Source organism: Parafilimonas terrae (assembly GCF_900115755.1).
Taxonomy (GTDB): domain Bacteria; phylum Bacteroidota; class Bacteroidia; order Chitinophagales; family Chitinophagaceae; genus Parafilimonas; species Parafilimonas terrae.
Window position 1 is genome coordinate 326,049 of sequence record NZ_FOXQ01000004.1, and the last position, 20,275, is coordinate 346,323.

The following is a 20,275-nucleotide window of genomic DNA, read 5'->3' on the forward strand; positions in this document are numbered from 1 at the left end:
TAAACTATGAATCATTTTCCTTTCTCAACATACTTAACCACTAATACCGGGCTTGAAGCAGAAGCAGTAAATGATATTATAGCTAATCAAAAAAAGCAGCACGTTGAAAAAGGCAAATTTCTTTTGCGGGAAGGCGAAATATGCAGCCAATCTTTTTATGTTGAAAAAGGTTTGCTGCGCTATTATTCAATAGATAATAAGGGCAAAGAGCATATTATACAGTTTGCCCCGGAAGGCTGGTTTGTTGGCGACAGGGAAAGCCAGTTTTTTAACAGGCCATCGCAATTTTTCATACAGGCGCTTGAAGACAGTGATGTAGCGATGATTGATGAGCAACTGATCTGCACCATTTCAAATGCAGATGAAGCATTTGGCTTATTCACCAACCATTTGCTGCATAACCATATACGCCAGTTGCAGCACAGGATAAATATGCTGCTCGGTGCAACAGCAGAAGAACGTTATCTTGATTTCATAAAAATTTACCCCGATATATTACTGCGGGTGCCGCAAATACTGGTGGCTTCTTATCTTGGCATTACACCCGAAAGTTTAAGCAGGGTACGTAAAGACCTTGCCGCTAAAAATTTTAAAATATAATATTATCCGGATCAATTTTTAACAGCAGTGCAAACGATAGCGTTAAATAAAGCAAGCCGCTTGCTTTACCTTTGCGCAAATTTTTTACTATGAGTCTTGGATATTTTGCCTACCCTATGCCGGTAAATGAACCGGTTTATGGATACGCTGCCGGTTCAGCAGAAAGAAAGCAGTTGAAAAAAGTTGTAGCAGAATTAAAAAAAGCGGAAGCTGATATCCCGATGTATATAGGTGCGGAAGAAGTGCGCACCGGAAATAAAGTTGCCCTGCACCCACCACATGAAACTGCGCATACGCTGGGTTATTTTCATGAAGGCAATGAAAGCCATGTTAAGCAAGCCATTAATGCGGCGCTCGCTGCGAAAGAAAACTGGGCAGCTATGCCATGGGAAGACAGGGCGCATATATTTCTTAAGGCTGCTGATTTGCTTGCCGGCAAATACCGTTACCAGATAAACGGCGCCACCATGCTCGGGCAAAGCAAGAATGCTTTCCAGGCAGAAATTGACAGTGCCTGCGAGCTCATAGATTTTTTACGGTTTAATGTTCACTTTTTAAGCGAAATATATAAACAACAGCCTAATTCGGCGCCGGGCATGCATAACCGTATGGAATGGCGCCCGCTCGAAGGTTTTGTGCTGGCGGTAACGCCTTTTAATTTCACGGCTATTGCCGGCAATTTGCCAACAAGCGCTGCTATGTGCGGCAATGTTATAGTATGGAAACCTGCGCACACGCAAATCTTCGCAGCGCAAGTGTTCATGCGTGTTTTAAAGGAAGCAGGTTTGCCCGATGGCGTTATTAATTTAATTTATGTTGATGGCCCTGTGCTGGGCAATGTATGTTTCTCACATCCTGATTTTGCCGGCGTGCATTTTACAGGCAGCACAGGCGTGTTTAATCAAATGTGGAAGACGATTGGTGAGAATGTTGGCAATTACAAAGTTTATCCACGTATTGTTGGTGAAACAGGCGGTAAAGATTTTGTATTGGTGCATAAATCTGCAGATGTTGATGCTACCGTTACAGCGTTGGTAAGAGGCGCTTTTGAATTCCAGGGGCAGAAATGTTCTGCTGCATCAAGGGCATATCTTCCATCTAATATTGCACAAGCAATCAAGGATAAGCTTGTTGCAGAACTTAAAACGATGAAGATGGGCAGTGTTGAAGATTTCACCAATTTTATGAATGCTGTTATAGATGAAAAAGCATTTGACCGTATTGCAAAATATATTGATGCGGCAAAGCAAAGCAGTGATGCTACAATTATAGCAGGAGGTAACTACGATAAAAGCAAAGGCTATTTTATTGAGCCAACAGTTATAGAAACTTCAAACTCGAAGTATGTTGCTTTATGTGAAGAAATATTCGGGCCGGTGCTTACTGTTTATGTGTATGATGAAAATAAGTTTGAAGAAACAATAGAACTGGTTAATACAACTTCGCCTTATGCGCTTACGGGCAGCATTATTGCACAAGACAGGGATGCAATTGTATTAGCAACAGAAAAATTGAGAAATGCGGCAGGCAATTTTTACATCAACGATAAGCCAACCGGCGCTGTTGTTGGCCAGCAGCCTTTTGGCGGCGCAAGGGCAAGCGGCACCAACGATAAAGCAGGCAGCATGCTTAACCTTTACCGCTGGCTGAGTGCAAGAACCATCAAGGAAACTTTTAATCCGCCAACTGATTATCGTTATCCTTTTTTACAGGCTGATTAAGTTTAAGAACATATAAAAAAGCCCGGCGATTTTTTGGTTCGCCGGGCTTTTCATTTTATAAACCAGTGTTTACTTCAACCATGCAGCAATCAATTTAGCCTTATATTGTAAAAATTTTTTACCCGGGCATGGCAGCAGGTTTTACTCAATTAATTATTTGGTTGGTTGCAGGCATCGTTGTTATCGTTTTGCTTACAGCAAAATATCACATACATGCTTTCTTCGCTTTATTGATTGCCTGCTTTGTTGTTGGCCTTGGCGTGCAAATGCCTTTTGAAGATATATTGAACGCAGTTAAAGATGGTTTTGGCAACATCATGCGTTCGCTGGCATTGATTATCGTTTTAGGTACAACGCTTGGCGTATTGCTTGAACATACAGGCAGCACCAAAGTAATGGCCAATTTTATATTAAAGATGGTTGGTGAGAAAAATGCTTCGCTTGCATTAAGCCTCACAGGTTTTATTGTTGGCATGCCTATATTCTGTGATTCAGGTTTTATTGTATTAAGCGGCATTAATAAATCTGTTGCAAAGCGTGCCGGCATTTCTGTTGTTATAACCAGCGTTGCTTTATCTACGGGTTTATATGCTGTGCATTGTTTAATGCCGCCGCACCCCGGTGCTGCAAGCGCTGCAGGTATTATTAATGTTGATTTTGGCAAGCTGATATTAACCGGCATTATTGCTGCATTGCCCGCTATGATTATTGGAAATATATGGGCGAGGTTCGCTGGCAAGAAAACAAATTTTATTGAAGCCGAAGAAGAGATTGTTACGGCGGCGGCAAAACCGCCATCGGTTATGCAGGCATTTTTACCGGTTGTTATTCCCATAGTGCTGATAGCATTAAAATCTTTCTTTGCATTGGAAGGAGATGAAACAAACATTGCACAAATCTTTTCCATTTTGGGCGAACCTGCAATAGCGCTTGCAGCAGGCGTATTGCTTGCATTTAATTGCAGCCGCGCATGGACGAAAACCATTGTAAGCAAACAATTACAGGAAGCTGCTGAAAAAGCAGGCGGCATTCTTGTTATAATAGGTGCAGGCGGCGCTTTTGGTGCAGTGCTGGCAGCAACAAAGATTGGCGAACATTTCAGTAGCGTGCTGCCATTAGGTTCGCTTGGCATTTTATTTCCTTTTTTAATTACGTTCATTCTTAAAACGGCGCAGGGTTCATCAACTGTTGCTATTATAACGGCTGCTTCAATCGTGCAGCCTTTATTACCCGCACTCGGTTTGCAAAGTGATACAGACAGGTTGCTTTGTGTATTATCAATGGGCGCAGGTTCTATGATGATCTCACATGCCAACGACGCCTATTTTTGGGTAATCGCCAAATTCAGTGGCATTGAAATGAAATCTATGCTGAAAGTATATTCCATCGCCACAGCATTTATGGGTTTAATAACCTTGCTCACAATTTATTTATTGTCATTTATTATCTGAAAAATGAATATTCTTATTGCACCAAACGCTTTTAAAAACAGCCTCAATGCAACTGCTGCCGCAAAAGCTATTGGTGAAGGTTTGCTGCAAAGCAAACTTCCATGCAGTATTGAATATTTTCCTGTTGGCGATGGTGGCGATGGAACGGCAGAACTCATCATTCAAAAACAAAATGGCAAAACCATTAATGTTGAAACGCATGATGCTTTGGGCAGAAAAATAAAGTCTTCCTATGGCCTGATTGATGATGAAAGAACGGCTGTGGTAGAACTGGCCAATGCATCGGGTATAAAATTGCTGAAGACAGATGAACTGAACCCTTTGCATGCAACAACATTTGGAACAGGTGAATTAATTAAACATGCTTTGGATAAAAAAGTGCGCAAAATAATCCTGTGTATTGGCGGCAGTGCAACTGTGGATGGCGGCATTGGTATTTTGCGGGCGCTTGGCATAAAATTTTTGAATGATAAAAACAAATTAATTGAAATCATTCCAAAAGCGTTACCGGCATTAAGTTTCATTGATACAAGCGAATTTGATAAAAGGGTGCTATCCTGTGAACTGGTTATTCTTTGTGATGTTGAAAATACTTTGCTTGGCAACAATGGCGCTGCAAAAATATTCGGGCCGCAAAAAGGTGCATCGGAAGATGACATTATAAAACTGGAGGCAGCGCTTACCGTATTTAATGCTGTCACTTTAAAGCAAACAGGCATTGATATGTCAGCCATAAAACACGGCGGCGCGGCAGGTGGCGTTGCTGCCGGATTAGCTGCTTACTGTAATGCAAAACTGGTTAACGGAATTGAATATTTTCTTTCCATAACCGGGTTTGAAAAAGCTTTGCAAAAAGCAGATATTGTTATAACCGGTGAAGGGAAAATTGATGCGCAAACCTTGCAGGGAAAAGGGCCCTACGGCGTAGCAGTAAAGGCAAAAGAAAAGAATATTCCGGTTATAGGTGCGGCAGGCAATGTTCCGCTTGAAAATAATAAAGAATTGCAGCAGTATTTTGATGTATTGTTTTCAATTAATAATGAAGCAACTGATATAAATACCGCTATGCAGCACACGAAAGCTAACTTAATAAGAACCGGGGCTATCATTGGAAAATTGATAAGTATATCACAAAAAATTAAAGCTGTTTAATGCAATTTATCTTTGACAATTTTCAATCATGATTATCGTAATTCAGTGTAAAGACAGGGTTGGTTTGGTAGCGGCAATCTCTGGTGTATTATCTGCCAATAACATCAATATAGTAGCGATGCGTGAACATGTTGATACTGCCGAAAACCGCTTTTTTATGCGGCTCGAAACAACGCACTATGAAGAAGCAGATAAACTTCAGCAGGAGTTATTACAGGTGTTGCCGCAAGATGCAAACGTGCACGTAAACCCTTTACCGGAAAAGAAAATAATTGTATTGGTAACGAAAGAATATCATTGTCTTGCAGATATTCTTATCCGCAATTATTTTAAAACGCTTGGCGCAACCGTGCAATGCGTTATTGGCAACCATACAACGCTTGAAAATATATGCAGCCGCTTTGACGTGCCTTTTCATTTTGTATCCCATCTTGATAAGGATAAAGAAACATTTGAATCAGCTATCAAAAATATAATTGATGGTTACGATTGCGATTATCTTGTTTTGGCTAAGTTCATGCGCATATTGTCGCCGGGATTTGTAAAGCATTATGCTATGCACATCATCAATATTCATCATTCATTTTTGCCCGCATTCATCGGTGCTAATCCTTATAAAAAAGCGTTTGAACGCGGCGTAAAACTCATTGGCGCCACAGCGCATTTTGTAACAAATGATTTGGATGAAGGCCCTATCATTGCACAACAAATTATTCCGGTAGATCACTCTTTTACAGCCCAGGCCATGATGCACGCCGGCAAAGAAATTGAAACGGCTGTGCTGGCAAAAGCATTACAGCTCGTTTTAAACGACAGGGTTTTTGTTTATAAGAATAAAACAATTGTGTTTGAATGATATTTGCATTTAACGATATGCTGTCTTTTTAAAAAACAAAACTTAACTTTGTTATATGTCAACAATAACTTTAAAAACAATGAAAAGGGCTACTACTGTTCCCCGCTCAAAGATCCGCAAAGCTGTAGAAGCCGCCTATGCAAAGCCCTTGAGTGCAGTAAAAGCACCTGCTGTTGTAAAAATTACAAAGAACACCTCCCGGAAAACCAATACCGTTAAAGATTAACTGCTATGGCCTTGAACCCGGGCTATAACGATCATGTATTTATAAATTGCCCCTTCGATGAAGATTATGCGCCGCTATTGCAGGCTATTGTTTTCACTGTGTACAGGTGTGGTTTTGTACCGGTAAGTGCGCTTATTGAGGAAGACAGCAGCTATAACAGGCTGGATAAAATTATAAGCTGGATAAAAAAATGCCGCTATGCCATTCACGATATATCAAGAATAGAAACGGGAAAGAAAGGCTATCCCCGCTTTAATATGCCGTTTGAGCTTGGCATTTTCTTTGGCGCAAAACGTTTTGGCAACGATCGCCAAAAGTCTAAAGTGGCTTTAATATTTGAACGTGATAAATTTAGTTACCAGCAATATATTTCTGATTTGAACGGTGTTGATATAAAAGCCCATAATAAAAACCCTTTGCAAATTATTCGGGGCATACGAAACTGGTTACGTTCAGCTTCCCGACGTACAACTATTCCCGGGGATATTATACTGGTAAACGAATATCAAGAATTTATTGCCCGGTTGCCGGAAATTGTTGCGAATGCAGGGTTTAGCATCAGCAGTATCCCTTTCAACGATTTTTGCCAGATAGTAGAAGAAGCCATCCGTGAAAAAATAAAAAAATAACCTTACCTTTTTTCTACGCATGATATGAGTTTTGGCAGCGGCATTCAATAATAAAAACAACTTCTTAATTTGCCGCAAACTTTCAATCATGTATTCTACAGCGCAGGTTCAGCATCTTGAAAAAATATCAAAAGCATTTCTTAAACAACCCGCATCGGCAAAAGATATTGATGCACTTAGAAAAGCATTGCGTTTTCATGAATATCGTTATTATGTTATGAACGATCCGCTGGTTTCCGATACGGAATACGACCAGTTGTATAAACAGCTTGAAGCGATAGAGAAAGCACATCCCGATCTTATTACCAATAATTCGCCTACGCAGCGCGTGGGTAGCAGTTTAATTTTAAATACGGCTTTTCCTACCGTTCAGCATCTTGTGCCCATGCTTAGCCTCGACAATAGTTATAATGAAGCGGACCTTATTGATTTTGACCGCAAGGCAAGAGAGAATACAGGGCTTGATATAATTGAATATTGCGTGGAGCCAAAGTTTGATGGCGCCAGTATTTCGCTTATTTATGAAGATGATGAGCTAAGCCGCGGTGTTACACGCGGCAATGGTGTTGAAGGTGAAGAAATAACCACCAATATTAAACAGGTTCGTTCTATTCCTTTATCAGCGGCATTTTCTGAATATAACATTCAAACGGCTGAAATACGTGGCGAGGTATTGATGAGCAAAAAATCTTTTGCAAAATATAATGAGCAAATGGAAGAAGAAGGCCTGCCTGTGCTGGCTAATCCGCGCAACGCAGCCAGCGGCAGTTTGCGCATTAAAGACCCCAGGCTCGTTGCCAAAAGAAACCTCGAAGCATTTTTGTATCATGTGAGTTATTATACCACGCTGGAAGGAAAAAAAGTTTCAGATGAAATGAGCCATGAACAGGTATATGAAGATTATGATAAAACTGCTAATGGCGAATTCGATGCGGCAAATAAAAAAAACAAAAAAAATCCGGATCAAAAAGATCATTCCAAAGAAAATATTTCTGAAGAAGAAGCGCCTTTTATAACGCATAGTGAATCGCTGAAAATGCTGTGGGACCTGGGTTTCCGCAGCCCTGAAAAAGAGAAAAAGGTAGTTAAGGGAATTGATGCAGTAATAAAATATTGCCGGGAGTTTGAGGTTAAACGCGATGAACTTCCGTATGAAATTGATGGCATGGTAATAAAGGTGAACGACCTTGCCCTGCAGGATAAACTGGGCATGACATCGCATCATCCGCGGTGGGCAATTGCTTTTAAATTTAAGGCGCGGCAAGGCACAACAAAATTGATTGGTGTGGAATTTAATGTGGGCAGAACCGGCGCTGTAACACCGGTAGCCAAACTTGAACCCGTGTTTATCGGCGGCGTTACAGTGTCAAGCATTTCCATGCATAACGAAGAATACATCAAAGAAAAAGATTTACGCATTGGCGATATGGTACTGGTGGAACGTGCAGGCGATGTAATTCCACAGATTGTAAAATCGTTGCCGGAAGTAAGAACAGGCAAAGAAACAATTATCAATTATCCTGCTGAATGCCCGGTTTGTAAAAGCAAATTATTTAAAGAAGAAGGGGAAGCCGTATGGCGTTGCATTAACATAGAGTGCCCGGCACAGGTGGTTGAAAAGATCATACATTTTGTGAGCAAGGATGCTATGGATATAAAACATTTTGGGGCAGCCAATGTGCTGAAGTTTTTTGAACTGGGTTTATTAAAAGATATTCCCGGTATTTATACACTGGATTTTGAAGCCATCGGCAAACTGGAAGGTTTTGGTAAAAAGTCAATTGATAATTTACAATCGGCTATTGAAGATTCTAAAAAACAGCCATTGCACCGTTTGATTTATGCTTTGGGTATTCGTTATGCTGGTGAAACAACTGCCAAAACTTTAGCCAATGCTGTTAAGGAAATATATGATTTTGAGAAAATGAGCATTGAAGATTTGCAGCAACTGGAAGACATCGGTATTAAAGTGGCAACAAGCATTTATGGCTTTTTTCATAATGATGATAACCTGCAGATATTACATCGTTTGCAGGATTTGGGTTTAAATATGAAGAACACCAAAAAGCAATCATCTGAAGAAAGCAATACTTTGAGCGAACAAACATTTTTATTTACAGGCACATTAAACAAACTTAAACGCAGCGATGCAGAAGAACTGGTTGAGAAACATGGCGGCAAAATCGTTAGCGGTGTTAGCAGCAAACTTAATTACCTTGTTGTGGGCGAAGATGCCGGCAGTAAACTGGAGAAAGCAAAAAAGATCAACACCATAAAAATCATCAGTGAAGATGAGTTTCTTGCATTGATTAAATAACCATCGCTTCGTTATTTTTCTTTATGAAAAGTAATATTAAGAATACTTACAATTGTTAGTTTTATAACATTTTCTTAGGCCCATTTTGGCTGATAAAAAAGTAATATTGCGGTATAACCTTGCATAATGAAAAAAATATTTATTACGCTAATAATTGCATCTTTTTCAGTGATGTGTTTTGCCGGCCCCGCACAGAAAACAGGAACTGCAAATGATTCTGTTGTGATTGACACTATGCAGGCAGACAGGCTCGCAAAGCTTGAGAAGGAAGTAAAAGAATTGAAGGCCTCTAACGAAATTCTGCAAAAGCAAATGGCAGAATTGAAAGCGCAGCTTCAGGTTAAAAAGAAGAAGCTCACTGTTTCCCGAACAGGCAGCAAGCAGCCTGCCTGGATTGAAGAATAGTTATAAAAGAAGCGGTTATTAATAGCCGCTTTTTTTTATAATCGGTAGCCGGCTAAATTAACCGGATGGTTTTGACAGGTAAATTCTGTTGTGTTACTTTTACACTTCTATTGCGAATTATAAATTACTTGCCATGTCTTCAGCAGAAGCTATCTCCGGTATAAAAAAACAAGAAGATACAAACAATGCCCTGGAACAGGTTCAGCAACTGGTTGAAACTTATCCGCGTGTGCCCATAACAGTTGACTGTGTGATTTTTGGTTTTGATAATAATGAACTTAAAGTGCTGCTTATACGAAGTGACCTTGAAATGTTTGATGGAAAATGGACGCTGCTTGGAGATTTTGCACATGATGATGAAGAGCTTGATGATGCCGCTTACCGCGTTTTGCGTGAAAGAACGGGCATGCGGGATGTTTACCTTGAACAGGTTAAAACATTCAGCAAACCACACCGCCATCCCGGTGGCCGCGTAATTACGGTGGCCTATTGTTCTTTGCTGAATACAGAACATCATGCGCTTAATATTCTTGATAATGAATTGCATTGGCATACAGTAAAAACGGCCTGCAATATGGCTTTCGATCATAAGGAAATACTGGATGTTTGTTATAAATGGCTGCAAAAAAGAATGCTGGAACACCCATTGGGCCTAAACCTTCTGCCCGAAAAATTTTCCTTGCGTGAACTGCAGAATTTATATGAAGCCATCCTCGACATAAAGCTTGACCGCCGCAACTTTCGCAAGAAATTCTTTTCTATGGACTTTTTGATTGATACCGGCGAATATGAAGATGATGTACATCACCGCCCCGGCAGGTTATACCGTTTTGATTTTGATAAATACAGCCAGAATAAAAAGAAATGGACAGGGATTGAGTTTTAAATAACAATAACATGCAGGCTAAGGCTTCCCGCACAAAAACAATTTTCCTTGCAGGTTTTATCGCCGGCACATTAGATGCTTCAGGCGGTGTAATTGTGTATTGCCTGCTGATGAAAGTTGTAACAGTTACGCAGTTATTTCACGGCATTGCTGCAGGCTTGTTTGGCGATACAATTATTGGCAGTGAAAATGTGATGGCTGTTATTGGATTGCTGCTGCATTATTTTATTGCTTTTTGTTTTGCAACCGGATATTTTTTTGTTTATCCGCATTTACGGTTTTTGCAAAAAAATGCATTCATAAGCGGCCTTTTGTATGGCCTTATTGTTTGGGTAATAATGAACCTCATCGTAATTCCTTTGTCCCAGGCACATCACTCACCGCCAACATGGCCCGGCTTTCTTCGAGGCGCGGTCATTTTAATGATATGCATTGGCTTGCCCATTAGTTTTATAACAGCATCGTTTTATAAAAAGAAAATAAAAGTTCAGTAATAATTATTCAGGCCTAAGTATTTAAAAATTGCCTTTCAAATAAATAATTGCCGCTTTCTTGCATTACTTCAATATGTTTATTGTACTTAAAAAATGCATAATGAAATACACCTTAATTCTCGTGTTTTTTTGTATTGCTTATACATCAAAAGCGCAAAACGACTCATCCGTTACATTAAAATCAATATTGCTGGAGCAACTTAAAACAACGCATAATATGAAGGATTGGTTTGTGCCGCCAACCATTGCTGTTGCAGGCTTAACGCCGGAACAGGCTAACTGGAAAGACAGCTCCGGCAACCATTCCATAGCGCAGCTCACCACACATTTAATTTTCTGGAATAAAAGGGTATTGAATAATTTAAGGGGCATAAAACAAGATCCTTTTAACGCTGATAATAAAGAAACCTTTTCCCCGGTTGACGAAAAATCGTGGCCGGCAACTATTAAAGAATTAGATAACGTATTAACGGGGATTGAAGATGCCGTACAAAATGCCGATGATGCAACACTGGCAAAAATAGCTTCGACTATTGCGCATATTGGTACGCACAATGCTTATCATACCGGGCAAATTGTTTATATAAGAAAAATGAAAGGCTGGTGGGATGATAACAATGGTGTGAAATAGCTTTTGCCTTGCCGGATAAATAATTGGCTCAGCTTTTAAAAGCAAAATGTTGCATGTAAAAATTTACATGCAACATTTTGACAGGTTAATTTTTTTATAGGTCAACACTTAAATAGGAGTTCAATGTATGTTGAAATTGTGTTGTAAAAAATAGGGATTTATCCTTAGTTTAGCATACCTCTATAAGTGCACTATGGAAAAAACTAAAACATTGCTTCTTGATGTTATTGACCCTGCTGAATTTACCCCCGCTTTGGGCGGAAATAAAATAGCTGCCGGGCAAATAATACCGGAAGATGTTTTTGCTGCTTCTTTAAGTTATTACAATAAGTTCGCTGTTGGGCGCTATTTCTGGTTTATAGCCGATACTACTACCGGCACAACAAAAAAAACCGGGGGTAAGGTGGAAGAAATGATGTTTTTTTCAGAGAATGAGATTATTGATGTTTCCTCGCAAATACTTTTTCGAAATACACATCCTGAAGACCTGCCAAAAATGTTTGCTTTTAGCAGTTATTGGTATTCTTTTCTGTCAAAACTCCCTATAGAACAAAAAGAAAATTTCAGAACAACTATTTATTTGCGGTTATTAAATCCCCAGCAAACATATTATTGGGTTATGGTACAATTTGCCGATCATATTTTCGATAAAGATGGTATGGTAATTTATGGGCTTACGGTTATTACAGACATATCTCATATAAAAACAAATGGCGTTGCCATGATGACTGTATTTGATGCAAAAAACCAAAGCTGCCAGCATCTGTATTGCAAAAAAGATAATAGCCTGACAAAGAAAACCGCAAAAAATTTAAAAATTACCCACAGGCAATTGCAGGTATTGAAACTGATATCGGCCGGTTACAGCAGTAAACAAATTGCTTCAGAATTAAGCTTATCTGTAAAAACAATAGGTAATCACAGGCAAAATCTTCTTAGCAGAATGTCTGCGGCATCCACCGCTGAATTGGTAGCCAACTCTATAAAAACAGGGCTTATATAATAGCCCCTAGCTATTCATGTCGGTCGCCCAGCGGTCGCGTTCATCCGGCGAAAATTTCCAGGGCGCAAAATTGTTTTCAATATTGCTGAACATAGCATTCCATTCCTGCGGCGCATTGCTTTCTTCCATCACCAAATATCTTCTCAATTGTACAATAATATCCAAAGGATTAATACTTACCGGGCATTCTTCAACACAGGCCTGGCAGGTGGTGCAGGCACGTAATTCTTCAGGCGTTATATAATCATGCAATAATGATTTATTGTCTTCTGTAAAAGATTTGTTTTGATTAATGTTTCTGCCAACTTCCTCGGCGCGGTCGCGGGTTTTCATCATGATTAAACGAGGGCTTAAAACTTTGCCGGTAATATTCGCCGGACAGGCTGCAGTGCAACGCCCGCATTCGGTGCAGCTATAGGCATCCAGCAAATTTTTCCAGCTTAAATCAAAAATATCTTTCGCACCAAATTTTTTATGATCCGGCGCAGTTGCTGCAGGCGCCAGTTCGGGTTGCATGGCATATAAAACTTCCTGCTGAATTTCGGGCATATTATCCAGCTTTCCTTTTGATTGAAGCCTGCCATAATAAGCGTTCGGGAAAGCAAATAAAATATGTAAATGTTTGGAATAAGGAAGATAATTTAAGAATGCAAATATGCCAACAATATGCAACCACCAGCAGGTTCTTTCCAGCATCATTAATGCATTATCGCTCATGCCTGCAAACAATGGCTGTAAAAACTGGGAGAAGGCGAAATTGCCTGTAACGTGTTGCGCATATTCGCCGTAGCCACGGGTTTGTAAAGCCGTATCGGCAGCGTTCATTGTAAGAAAAAAACTCATCAATAAAATCTCCGTGATAAGAATATAATTGGCATCGCTTTTAGGCCAGCCATCCAGTTCTTTCATCCACAGGCGTTTTACATGCAGTATATTTCTTCTTATTAAAAAAATAACACAAACTGTAAATACACCAACCGCTAAAAATTCAAATGCATTAATAAGCCAGGAATATAAACCGCCCAGCGGTTTTGCGAAAATTCTGTGTGTGCCAAAAATGCCATCTATAATTATTTCAAGCACTTCAAGGTTTATGATGATGAAGCCTGCATAAATTATAAAATGCATTACGGCCACCAGCGGGTTGCGAAACATTTTCTTTTGCCCGAAAGCAAGCAGCAAAACATTTTTCCAGCGCTGCGGCTTATTATCGTTAATTGTTTCATCACGGCCAAGTAAAATATTCCTTCTTACCTGGCCTGTTTTTCTTGTAAAAAGAAAGATAGCCGCGGCAGCAATTACAATAAATATTACCTGTAAAATAATATGCATAGAATTATGTATAACGAAGATAAAGTTCGCGCAAATGCCTCATTATAAAAACTCTTATCTTATTTTTATAGCATGCAAAACAAAACGATATTAACGCCGGAAGTATCTGAAGAGAAGTTTCACCGCATGGCGCTTGAAGTGGCTGAAAATTTAAGCGAAGACAATACTGAACTGATTATAATTGGCATTGAAGGCGCCGGTAAATTTGGTATAGAAGGTGCAGGCAATCTCATTGCCGCCAAAGTTGCAACACACTTAAAGAAATATATATCCATACCTGTAAAAACAATTTCGCTTCATCTTGATAAGCAAAAGCCTGCTGTTATTACTTTAAGTGAAGAAATAAATTTTGATGATAAAAATGTTTTGCTGGTAGATGATGTAAGCAATAGCGGAAAAACTTTAATGTATGCCTTAAAACCTTTTATGCAATATCATCCGAAACGCATTCAAACACTCGTGCTGGTGGAACGCATGCATAAACAGTTTCCTATAAAACCCGATTATGTTGGCTATTCCATAGCTACAGCGCCGGACGATTATGTGCAGGTAGAAGAAGTGAATGGCAATGTTTCTGCTTCCATCGCTTCAGGGGAATGAAGCTGTTAGTTTAAAGCTACAAGCCGCAAGCTTCAAGCGCTTACATTCACATTTCACGATTGACGATTTACGTAATCACATTTCAATACCTATTTGTTTCATCAATAAAGAAGCATTCATGCTCGTGCAAATGCCTTGTTTTAGCTTATAATCAAAGAATAATTTTTCATCATTCACCGCAACATCAAAATGGTAATTGTTAATTGACTGCGGAAAATCATTTACGAGCCCTGATAATTCAATATCGTGCGTTGCAATTACAGCCACAGCATTCTTCCTGATGAGTTGCTGTATCAATGCTTTTGAACCGGTATGCCTGTCCAATGAATTGGTGCCGCGTAAAATTTCATCCAGCAGAATAAAGCATTTGATATTTGCATTAACTGCATCAATGATAGTTTTTAGTTTCTTCAGCTCCGCATAAAATGTAGAAGTGTTTTCAGCAAGATTATCTTCAATGCGCATGCTGCTCATAACGGTTGCCACCGATGTTGTAAAGCTTTTTGCGCAAACGGCAGAACCTGCATAGGCAAGGATCATATTAACGCCTATGCTTCTTAAAAAAGTGCTTTTACCGGCCATATTGCTGCCGGTTATTAAATCAACTTTTGCAATGCCCTTTAAATTGAAATTATTGGTGACGTTTTGATTTTTTGGAATCAAAGGATGACCAATAGCTTCGCCTGATAAAGTGAAATGCTCATCGGCAATTGCAGGGAAACACCATTCAGGATTATTAAAACTGAGTGTTGCAAAACTGCCGGCCACTTCAAGCTGTGCAATTACATTAAACCAGTTTGATGCTAATGGTTTGTTTTGTTTTTTCCATTCTTTCAAAGCCAGTATTTGCCACAAATCCCATAAACAAAATGTGTTTAAGATAATAAAAGCAAAAGCATTTAAGCGAACATCAAACCGGTTAAGGATTTTTTGAAGATGACTGATAGATGCTGATGCTGTTTTATCAGTTGAATTACCCAAGCTTTTTTGAAGCGTTGTTAAAAATGCGCTGTCGAATTTTTCGTTCTCAAAACTTTGCAATTGATTTTTTAAAGTAGCAACAACAGGTTCCAGCCGCGACAGCAAAACATATACATCCTGAACTTTGCGGCTGATAGCGATGCTTATTAAAAAAAAGATAAGAACACATAGAGAAAACAATGGAGATGGTAAAACATCATCAAGATAGAGATACACGCAAAGCAATGTAATAAAAGGATAGATGCGCGCCAGCATTTTCCATCCTTTGCTTGTATAAACTTCATTGTTTAGCTGAAGCCAGTTGTTGATTCTTTTCTCTGCATCCCTGGTTATTTTTTCATGTATGCCAAAAGCCCGGAATTGCTGCCACCAGTTTATTTTATTGCTTATTTCTTTTACTGCCTGCTGTTGCTGCAATATATTTTCTTTGCTTAAAGGATTTAATAATCTTGTTGCCAGCAGTTCAATTGCCTGTTCAGCCTTACAACGGTTGATGTATTGAAATAAAGATGTTTTTCCAAATACATCAAGGTCTTTTGCATAAGCATGGTTTGAAGGTTGCAGGTCTTTACCATCGTACTGATGATGAAAATTATGCTTGAGGAAATCAATTTCATCTTTATTGATGGATAACAGCGTTTCAGCATTTTTGATAGCTGCTTTATTGTTTGCATCTTTTGATATAGCAACAAGAAACAGTACGATGCCAATAATAATTCCCAGGGTAATTGCCGGCCAACCGGCAGGCCACAAAAAATAAACCGCAACACAGGCAAATACAAAAATGGCAAAACGTAGCCAGGCAATTTTGCTTCTTGTATTATATAAAACTTTTAACTGTTGTTCAAGTGCTGCAATTTTCGCTTTATAAAATTCCTGCGGATTATTTTCTGCCTTCATACAGGCGAAGATGCGTTTTAAATATTTTTTGCAAAAAACATTTGTAAATTTGCTGTTCGCTCTTTGAAATGATGTTAACCGTTAATGGTTGACAGTTAACCGAATGGGGCTGTATTGGTTTTGACAGCATCCGTTTGTGGTAAGTGTAAGCATGCCGTGCGTTGTACCGTTTGCACGCTAATCCGAAAGTTCAAACTACAAATGGCGAATCTAACTTCGCTATGGCTGCCTAATCAGTGATTAGTTAGTCATTAGGGCCGCGTTGAGCCGGTTGTTCTGTTACCACGCTCCGCCGCCGACTCAAAAACAAATACAGAATGCTGCAACAGAATGCTGTGACTGTTGCAAAAGATTATTCAGCTAAGCGAATAATTGGTTGGTTTGTTCCCGCTTATTTGCCGACAATTAATAATAAACTAAGCATGTAGAAAGCTTATGGCAAAGATGTTTGGACAGGGGTTCGAGTCCCCTCAGCTCCACAAAATAAAGAGGTACTAATTACCGGTGCTTTTAATAATACCTTTATTATTGTGAATACTACAAAAAGCATTACCGGAAAAACGATCCGACTAACTGATGAGCGTTGGTTACTCATGGTAGAGGGGCATCCTGAAATGGCAGGTCACCTGCATGACGTATTACTTACCGTTGCTGCTCCTGATATAGTTTTGCAAGGCAGCGCAGATGAGCTATTAGCCGCTACATATAACAGAGCTGATAAATTGCTTGTTGTAGTGTATAAAGAAACTGAGTGTGACGGATTTATCCTTACCGCGTATTTTACAAAACGTATTGATAAAATACTTAAAAGAAAAATAGTATGGCAGAAATAATCATTCCTGAAATGATGCAGGCATTGAAAGCAGTGCGTCAGAGTAATGCTAATGATGTTCATATACGCTATGACAGGGAAGCTGATGTTATGTATGTGAATATAGGTGCGCCCGGGCCCGCCGACGATAGCGAATTGGGGGATGATGATATTCTTTACAGATATGCCAACGGCAAAGTAATTGGCTTTACCATAACCCATTTTAGTAAGCGTTAGTTTGTTCAACAAAGTATTTAAAAGCTGTATTCCCGGTAAAAGGCCTGCAAAAATTTACAGGCCTTTTTATTAGCCACAAGTGCACGCATTTTTATCTGTGGCTGATACGTATGTTAATGTGAGTTCTGGATAAACATATGTGAGGGGTTATGCTATGAAATTGAAAACTGATTACAAAATACAGACATCTTCGAACGTCATTTCGACGATAGGAGAATTGCGAAGCAATCATCGAGACCTAAAAGATAAATATGAAAGAGATAAATCTCTTAGCTTTCAACCAGTCTGAATTTCAGGAGATGCCTCGTTTCCCCGACATGACGATACAAATCCCTGCTCAATTCGCAAACATCTTCATCATTGAAATGCTTATCCGGAACTCTGGTATGTTATATAACAGTAACAGAAAAATTCTTTCCTTCCCAGTGGTTGGCATCAATCCAGAAAAAAGTAAAATCCAGTTTTTTAGTTTCAACAGCATGGATATTTATATCAACATAAAACAATCCAAGAGTGGTGTTATTGGTTGGTATAACATTCACTGTTTTCCAGTTATCAAACGTCCAGCTAACATTGGCTGCTGCAAGCAATTCAATCCTTAATATTTTTTCTTTTTTAAGCTGTGCGATTTGATTAGAGAACTTCCAAACTGTTATTAAAGAAGTTGTTTTTTGTTTGATATAACGTTCCTGTGTTGCCTGCGGCATATCAAACACCTTCCTGTTTTTTAATGAAGCGCTTAGCTTTATGTATTCAGCATGTGCCCATGTAAGCGGAATGGCAGAGCCTGTATGTTTGCCAAAATAAAGGTCTTTATCCGGTATGCTTTCTGTGTCCCATATTTGTTCAGATAATAAACTATGATCTGCAAATTTTTCCATCGCCTCTATTAGCTCTTTTGCATAAGCAAAATTGCCAGCAGCAATTTCATAATGCGCCCGCTCTCCCGTAAGCAGCGGCCAGGCCCTGCCAATGCCTGTTATATTATAAGCATTGCCTGCGGCATCTTCCCCATAGCCATCATTTACATAACGATGCCAGCTATCACCATAAGGTGTGGTCACCTTCAGCATGGCATCAATCAATTTTATAGTATTCAGAATTTTGGGATCGTTGGGTGCACGCAATCCAAAGCGCACCAATGCCAGCACATCAACACATATCAGCTCATTTAATAAAATTTTACCGTTGCCATCTATGTGATTTTTCAGTTCAATCGTTTTATCACCTAATTCATTCGCTCCAATATTATAAGGGTTAATGCGTATGTAATATCCATCTATATTGTATTGCTTTGCAAGCGGTGTATTGGTTACGTATGTCCAGTATTCAATGCTATCGTTCCAGTAATCTGCAGTTTCGAGACAATAGGTTGCCAATGCAGGTTCATTGTTTTCTTCGGCGAGTTTTGCAGCGGCAAGCAATGCTGCAATCTGTGTTGCCAGCGTAAAAGGCGTATAGCCCTTTTCTTCTTCCCACCTGTCTTGCTGCGTGTATGGCCCGTTAAGTATAATAAACTTAATTGCTTCTTTTATGCCGGGCCAGTAACGCCCCATCCTTTCTTTACTGATGGCATTATGCACATTGCATTTATCAATGAGAAGAATGGGCAGCGCCGTTTGATCCATCTGTATGCCTTTCCAATATGGTATTCCCGGCAGCCACATATTCTGAGGCCAGCTTCCGTCGGCTTGTTGCGTGCTCATTAAATAGTTTAATACACGCAATGCATCTCCATGCACTTTTAATGCAATAAAACCGTTAGCCGTTTCGCAAAGATCCCGTGGCCATACCACATGATATCCGCCTCTGTGCGAATCATCTTTTGACGACCCCCAGGGTATAGAAAGGCTTGCAATAATACCGCCGGGAAAAGCTTTTGCTTCATGCATTCTTAACACAGCCGCGCTTTCACGATAAATTTTTCCTTTCAGATTATGCAAGCCCTGCAGCCATTGCTGCCACGATTGTACATACATCTTTTTGGCCGATTCAAAACCTTCCAGTATGCTGCCCCATGCATGCAATGCCGCTTCTGCTGTATTTATTCCGAAGCCCATTGCCAGTACGAAATCCGAACCTTCCGATAAATCTATTTCACCAATTAACGCGGTATTGCCATTTGCTGCGTAATCATATTCCCATGTGATTGTTTTATGTTCATTCAAATCTGTCCAGCCATCGGAAACGCCTACGTAACCTGCAGAACATTTTAACCATTTTGCAGAACAGGCAACAGCTAATGCCAAACCTTTATGTTCGGCAAACAGCATTTTAATCCCTTTGTATTCGCCAATCCAGGCGTTGTTGTTATTGCCTTCATTATTTAAATGTGGCGCTACCAACGCGTATAATTGTAATGATGTATTTTTTGCCTGCTTAAACTGCACATGCTGAAGCACCGTGTTTCTTAAAGGGTCGCAGATAATCTCTTTTTTTAGCTGGTATTTTTTTTGAATGCAGGTATTGATGATTTGATAGCAGGGAACGCCCGGCTTTATCGTTTTTGTTACATGTTTTGTATGACGCTTTTCTTCCGAGAAGAAATCTTTTCCATCGGCTACAAGAAATTCCATATCGCGGATGCAGGCAATGTCTTCTCTTGGAAAATATATTTCATTTAACACGCCATGACTTAATGTAAACGTTACTGAAGAAGAAGTGTCGATTGCTTTGCCAATACCAGATTTGGCGCCAGAAGTCCATTTGGCTGTAACACCTGGTGCGCCCGGTGCGTGTTGTTGCTGCATAATAAAGCTAAATTTATAAACAGAATATATATTTCCTGATTCATTAATGAGCAAGAAAAACAGGAGACCTACTCTTTATATACATTCTTGTTTTTATCTTCTTTATCTCTTTTTCTTTTAATGCTTAAAAAAATCAGGCAAGCCACTACAATAAAAGCAACACAAGCAAATAATATTGTTGAAATCATGATGAGTTTTTTAATTAATTCAAGTTGCTAGTTAATCAGGTAAGCTTATCAAGAGTAAACCCAAGAATAAACATTACCAGTTTTATTAAAAACCCTTTGAAAGTT

At 39.4% G+C, this 20,275-nt stretch carries 19 protein-coding genes and 1 other RNA gene; 17 read left to right on the top strand and 3 right to left on the bottom strand.

What is annotated here, in order from left to right; genetic code table 11:
* The first annotated feature begins 6 nt into the window (after window positions 1-6).
* The 13 genes from BM015_RS09350 (at window position 7) to BM015_RS09410 (ending at window position 12,371) form a co-directional block, all read left to right on the top strand.
* The gene (locus tag BM015_RS09350; RefSeq protein ID WP_090657613.1) at window positions 7-600 is read left to right on the top strand and encodes a Crp/Fnr family transcriptional regulator; all 594 of its coding nucleotides are present in this window, start codon (window positions 7-9) and stop codon (window positions 598-600) included.
* 89 nt (window positions 601-689) lie between these two features.
* On the top strand, window positions 690-2,321 hold the full coding sequence (gene pruA / locus BM015_RS09355) for an L-glutamate gamma-semialdehyde dehydrogenase (protein ID WP_090657615.1): 1,632 nt from the start codon (window positions 690-692) through the stop codon (window positions 2,319-2,321).
* Window positions 2,322-2,449: 128 nt separating this feature from the next.
* A complete protein-coding gene (locus BM015_RS09360; RefSeq protein ID WP_090657617.1) occupies window positions 2,450-3,772 on the top strand; it encodes a GntP family permease in 1,323 nt (440 codons plus the stop codon).
* Between the two features lie 3 nt (window positions 3,773-3,775).
* Window positions 3,776-4,924, top strand: a complete 1,149-nt coding sequence (locus BM015_RS09365; protein ID WP_090657620.1) for a glycerate kinase — start codon at window positions 3,776-3,778, stop codon at window positions 4,922-4,924.
* Between the two features lie 28 nt (window positions 4,925-4,952).
* Window positions 4,953-5,780, top strand: a complete 828-nt coding sequence (purU, locus tag BM015_RS09370; protein WP_090657622.1) for a formyltetrahydrofolate deformylase — start codon at window positions 4,953-4,955, stop codon at window positions 5,778-5,780.
* A gap of 55 nt (window positions 5,781-5,835) precedes the next feature.
* Window positions 5,836-6,006, top strand: coding sequence for a hypothetical protein (locus BM015_RS21545; protein ID WP_177191858.1), 171 nt, complete (start codon window positions 5,836-5,838; stop codon window positions 6,004-6,006).
* Window positions 6,007-6,011: 5 nt separating this feature from the next.
* Window positions 6,012-6,635 (top strand): hypothetical protein, encoded by a 624-nt coding sequence (locus tag BM015_RS09375; protein ID WP_090657624.1) that lies wholly within the window; start codon window positions 6,012-6,014, stop codon window positions 6,633-6,635.
* Between the two features lie 88 nt (window positions 6,636-6,723).
* A complete protein-coding gene (gene ligA, locus BM015_RS21835; protein WP_245751336.1) occupies window positions 6,724-8,952 on the top strand; it encodes an NAD-dependent DNA ligase LigA in 2,229 nt (742 codons plus the stop codon).
* 126 nt (window positions 8,953-9,078) lie between these two features.
* A complete protein-coding gene (locus BM015_RS09390) occupies window positions 9,079-9,357 on the top strand; it encodes an OmpH/Skp family outer membrane protein (RefSeq protein WP_090657626.1) in 279 nt (92 codons plus the stop codon).
* A gap of 133 nt (window positions 9,358-9,490) precedes the next feature.
* The gene (locus BM015_RS09395) at window positions 9,491-10,243 is read left to right on the top strand and encodes an NUDIX hydrolase (RefSeq protein WP_143075808.1); all 753 of its coding nucleotides are present in this window, start codon (window positions 9,491-9,493) and stop codon (window positions 10,241-10,243) included.
* Window positions 10,244-10,254: 11 nt separating this feature from the next.
* Entirely contained in the window at window positions 10,255-10,737 is a 483-nt protein-coding gene (locus BM015_RS09400) for a hypothetical protein (protein ID WP_090657628.1), read from the top strand.
* Between the two features lie 100 nt (window positions 10,738-10,837).
* A complete protein-coding gene (locus BM015_RS09405; RefSeq protein WP_090657693.1) occupies window positions 10,838-11,368 on the top strand; it encodes a DinB family protein in 531 nt (176 codons plus the stop codon).
* A 193-nt stretch (window positions 11,369-11,561) separates the two neighbouring features.
* Complete coding sequence (locus tag BM015_RS09410) at window positions 11,562-12,371, top strand: response regulator transcription factor (protein WP_090657630.1); 810 nt, start codon at window positions 11,562-11,564, stop codon at window positions 12,369-12,371.
* 6 nt (window positions 12,372-12,377) lie between these two features.
* Here the strand turns inward: BM015_RS09410 and BM015_RS09415 are convergent, their stop codons facing one another.
* Window positions 12,378-13,703 (bottom strand): 4Fe-4S dicluster domain-containing protein, encoded by a 1,326-nt coding sequence (locus BM015_RS09415; protein ID WP_090657633.1) that lies wholly within the window; start codon window positions 13,701-13,703, stop codon window positions 12,378-12,380.
* Window positions 13,704-13,775: 72 nt separating this feature from the next.
* Here BM015_RS09415 and BM015_RS09420 point away from each other — a divergent pair, with 72 nt between their 5' ends.
* Window positions 13,776-14,303 carry a phosphoribosyltransferase family protein gene (locus tag BM015_RS09420; protein ID WP_090657635.1) on the top strand — a complete coding sequence of 176 codons (528 nt, stop codon included), beginning with the start codon at window positions 13,776-13,778 and terminating at the stop codon, window positions 14,301-14,303.
* A 75-nt stretch (window positions 14,304-14,378) separates the two neighbouring features.
* On the opposite strand, the gene BM015_RS09425 is transcribed toward BM015_RS09420, so the two are convergent.
* Window positions 14,379-16,184: a MutS-related protein gene (locus tag BM015_RS09425; protein WP_090657636.1), complete on the bottom strand. Its 1,806-nt coding sequence runs from the start codon at window positions 16,182-16,184 to the stop codon at window positions 14,379-14,381.
* 105 nt (window positions 16,185-16,289) lie between these two features.
* Here BM015_RS09425 and ssrA point away from each other — a divergent pair.
* From ssrA to BM015_RS09435, 3 genes are all read left to right on the top strand, one after another.
* Window positions 16,290-16,666: a transfer-messenger RNA gene (ssrA, locus tag BM015_RS09430) on the top strand.
* Window positions 16,667-16,714: 48 nt separating this feature from the next.
* On the top strand, window positions 16,715-17,017 hold the full coding sequence (locus BM015_RS21385; RefSeq protein ID WP_143075809.1) for a hypothetical protein: 303 nt from the start codon (window positions 16,715-16,717) through the stop codon (window positions 17,015-17,017).
* Window positions 17,005-17,232, top strand: coding sequence for a DUF2283 domain-containing protein (locus BM015_RS09435; RefSeq protein ID WP_090657638.1), 228 nt, complete (start codon window positions 17,005-17,007; stop codon window positions 17,230-17,232). The genes BM015_RS21385 and BM015_RS09435 overlap by 13 nt, the downstream gene beginning before the upstream one ends.
* 389 nt (window positions 17,233-17,621) lie before the next feature.
* Here BM015_RS09435 and BM015_RS09440 read toward each other — a convergent pair whose 3' ends face one another.
* Window positions 17,622-19,982, bottom strand: coding sequence for a glycoside hydrolase family 15 protein (locus BM015_RS09440; RefSeq protein WP_090657694.1), 2,361 nt, complete (start codon window positions 19,980-19,982; stop codon window positions 17,622-17,624).
* Window positions 19,983-20,275: the final 293 nt, after the last annotated feature.

What these genes read in the sequence shown, in the direction of transcription:
- BM015_RS09360 (WP_090657617.1), top strand. Translation starts at nt 2,450, where the DNA reads ATGGCAGCAGGTTTTACTCAATTAATTATTTGGTTGGTTGCAGGCATC.
- BM015_RS09410 (WP_090657630.1), top strand. Translation starts at nt 11,562, where the DNA reads ATGGAAAAAACTAAAACATTGCTTCTTGATGTTATTGACCCTGCTGAA.
- BM015_RS09435 (WP_090657638.1), top strand. Translation starts at nt 17,005, where the DNA reads ATGGCAGAAATAATCATTCCTGAAATGATGCAGGCATTGAAAGCAGTG.
- BM015_RS09390 (WP_090657626.1), top strand. Translation starts at nt 9,079, where the DNA reads ATGAAAAAAATATTTATTACGCTAATAATTGCATCTTTTTCAGTGATG.
- BM015_RS09425 (WP_090657636.1), bottom strand. Translation starts at nt 16,184, where the DNA reads ATGAAGGCAGAAAATAATCCGCAGGAATTTTATAAAGCGAAAATTGCA.
- BM015_RS09400 (WP_090657628.1), top strand. Translation starts at nt 10,255, where the DNA reads ATGCAGGCTAAGGCTTCCCGCACAAAAACAATTTTCCTTGCAGGTTTT.
- ligA (WP_245751336.1), top strand. Translation starts at nt 6,724, where the DNA reads ATGTATTCTACAGCGCAGGTTCAGCATCTTGAAAAAATATCAAAAGCA.
- pruA (WP_090657615.1), top strand. Translation starts at nt 690, where the DNA reads ATGAGTCTTGGATATTTTGCCTACCCTATGCCGGTAAATGAACCGGTT.
- BM015_RS09375 (WP_090657624.1), top strand. Translation starts at nt 6,012, where the DNA reads ATGGCCTTGAACCCGGGCTATAACGATCATGTATTTATAAATTGCCCC.
- BM015_RS09415 (WP_090657633.1), bottom strand. Translation starts at nt 13,703, where the DNA reads ATGCATATTATTTTACAGGTAATATTTATTGTAATTGCTGCCGCGGCT.
- BM015_RS09350 (WP_090657613.1), top strand. Translation starts at nt 7, where the DNA reads ATGAATCATTTTCCTTTCTCAACATACTTAACCACTAATACCGGGCTT.
- purU (WP_090657622.1), top strand. Translation starts at nt 4,953, where the DNA reads ATGATTATCGTAATTCAGTGTAAAGACAGGGTTGGTTTGGTAGCGGCA.
- BM015_RS21545 (WP_177191858.1), top strand. Translation starts at nt 5,836, where the DNA reads ATGTCAACAATAACTTTAAAAACAATGAAAAGGGCTACTACTGTTCCC.
- BM015_RS09440 (WP_090657694.1), bottom strand. Translation starts at nt 19,982, where the DNA reads ATGCAGCAACAACACGCACCGGGCGCACCAGGTGTTACAGCCAAATGG.
- BM015_RS09395 (WP_143075808.1), top strand. Translation starts at nt 9,491, where the DNA reads ATGTCTTCAGCAGAAGCTATCTCCGGTATAAAAAAACAAGAAGATACA.
- BM015_RS09365 (WP_090657620.1), top strand. Translation starts at nt 3,776, where the DNA reads ATGAATATTCTTATTGCACCAAACGCTTTTAAAAACAGCCTCAATGCA.
- BM015_RS09420 (WP_090657635.1), top strand. Translation starts at nt 13,776, where the DNA reads ATGCAAAACAAAACGATATTAACGCCGGAAGTATCTGAAGAGAAGTTT.
- BM015_RS09405 (WP_090657693.1), top strand. Translation starts at nt 10,838, where the DNA reads ATGAAATACACCTTAATTCTCGTGTTTTTTTGTATTGCTTATACATCA.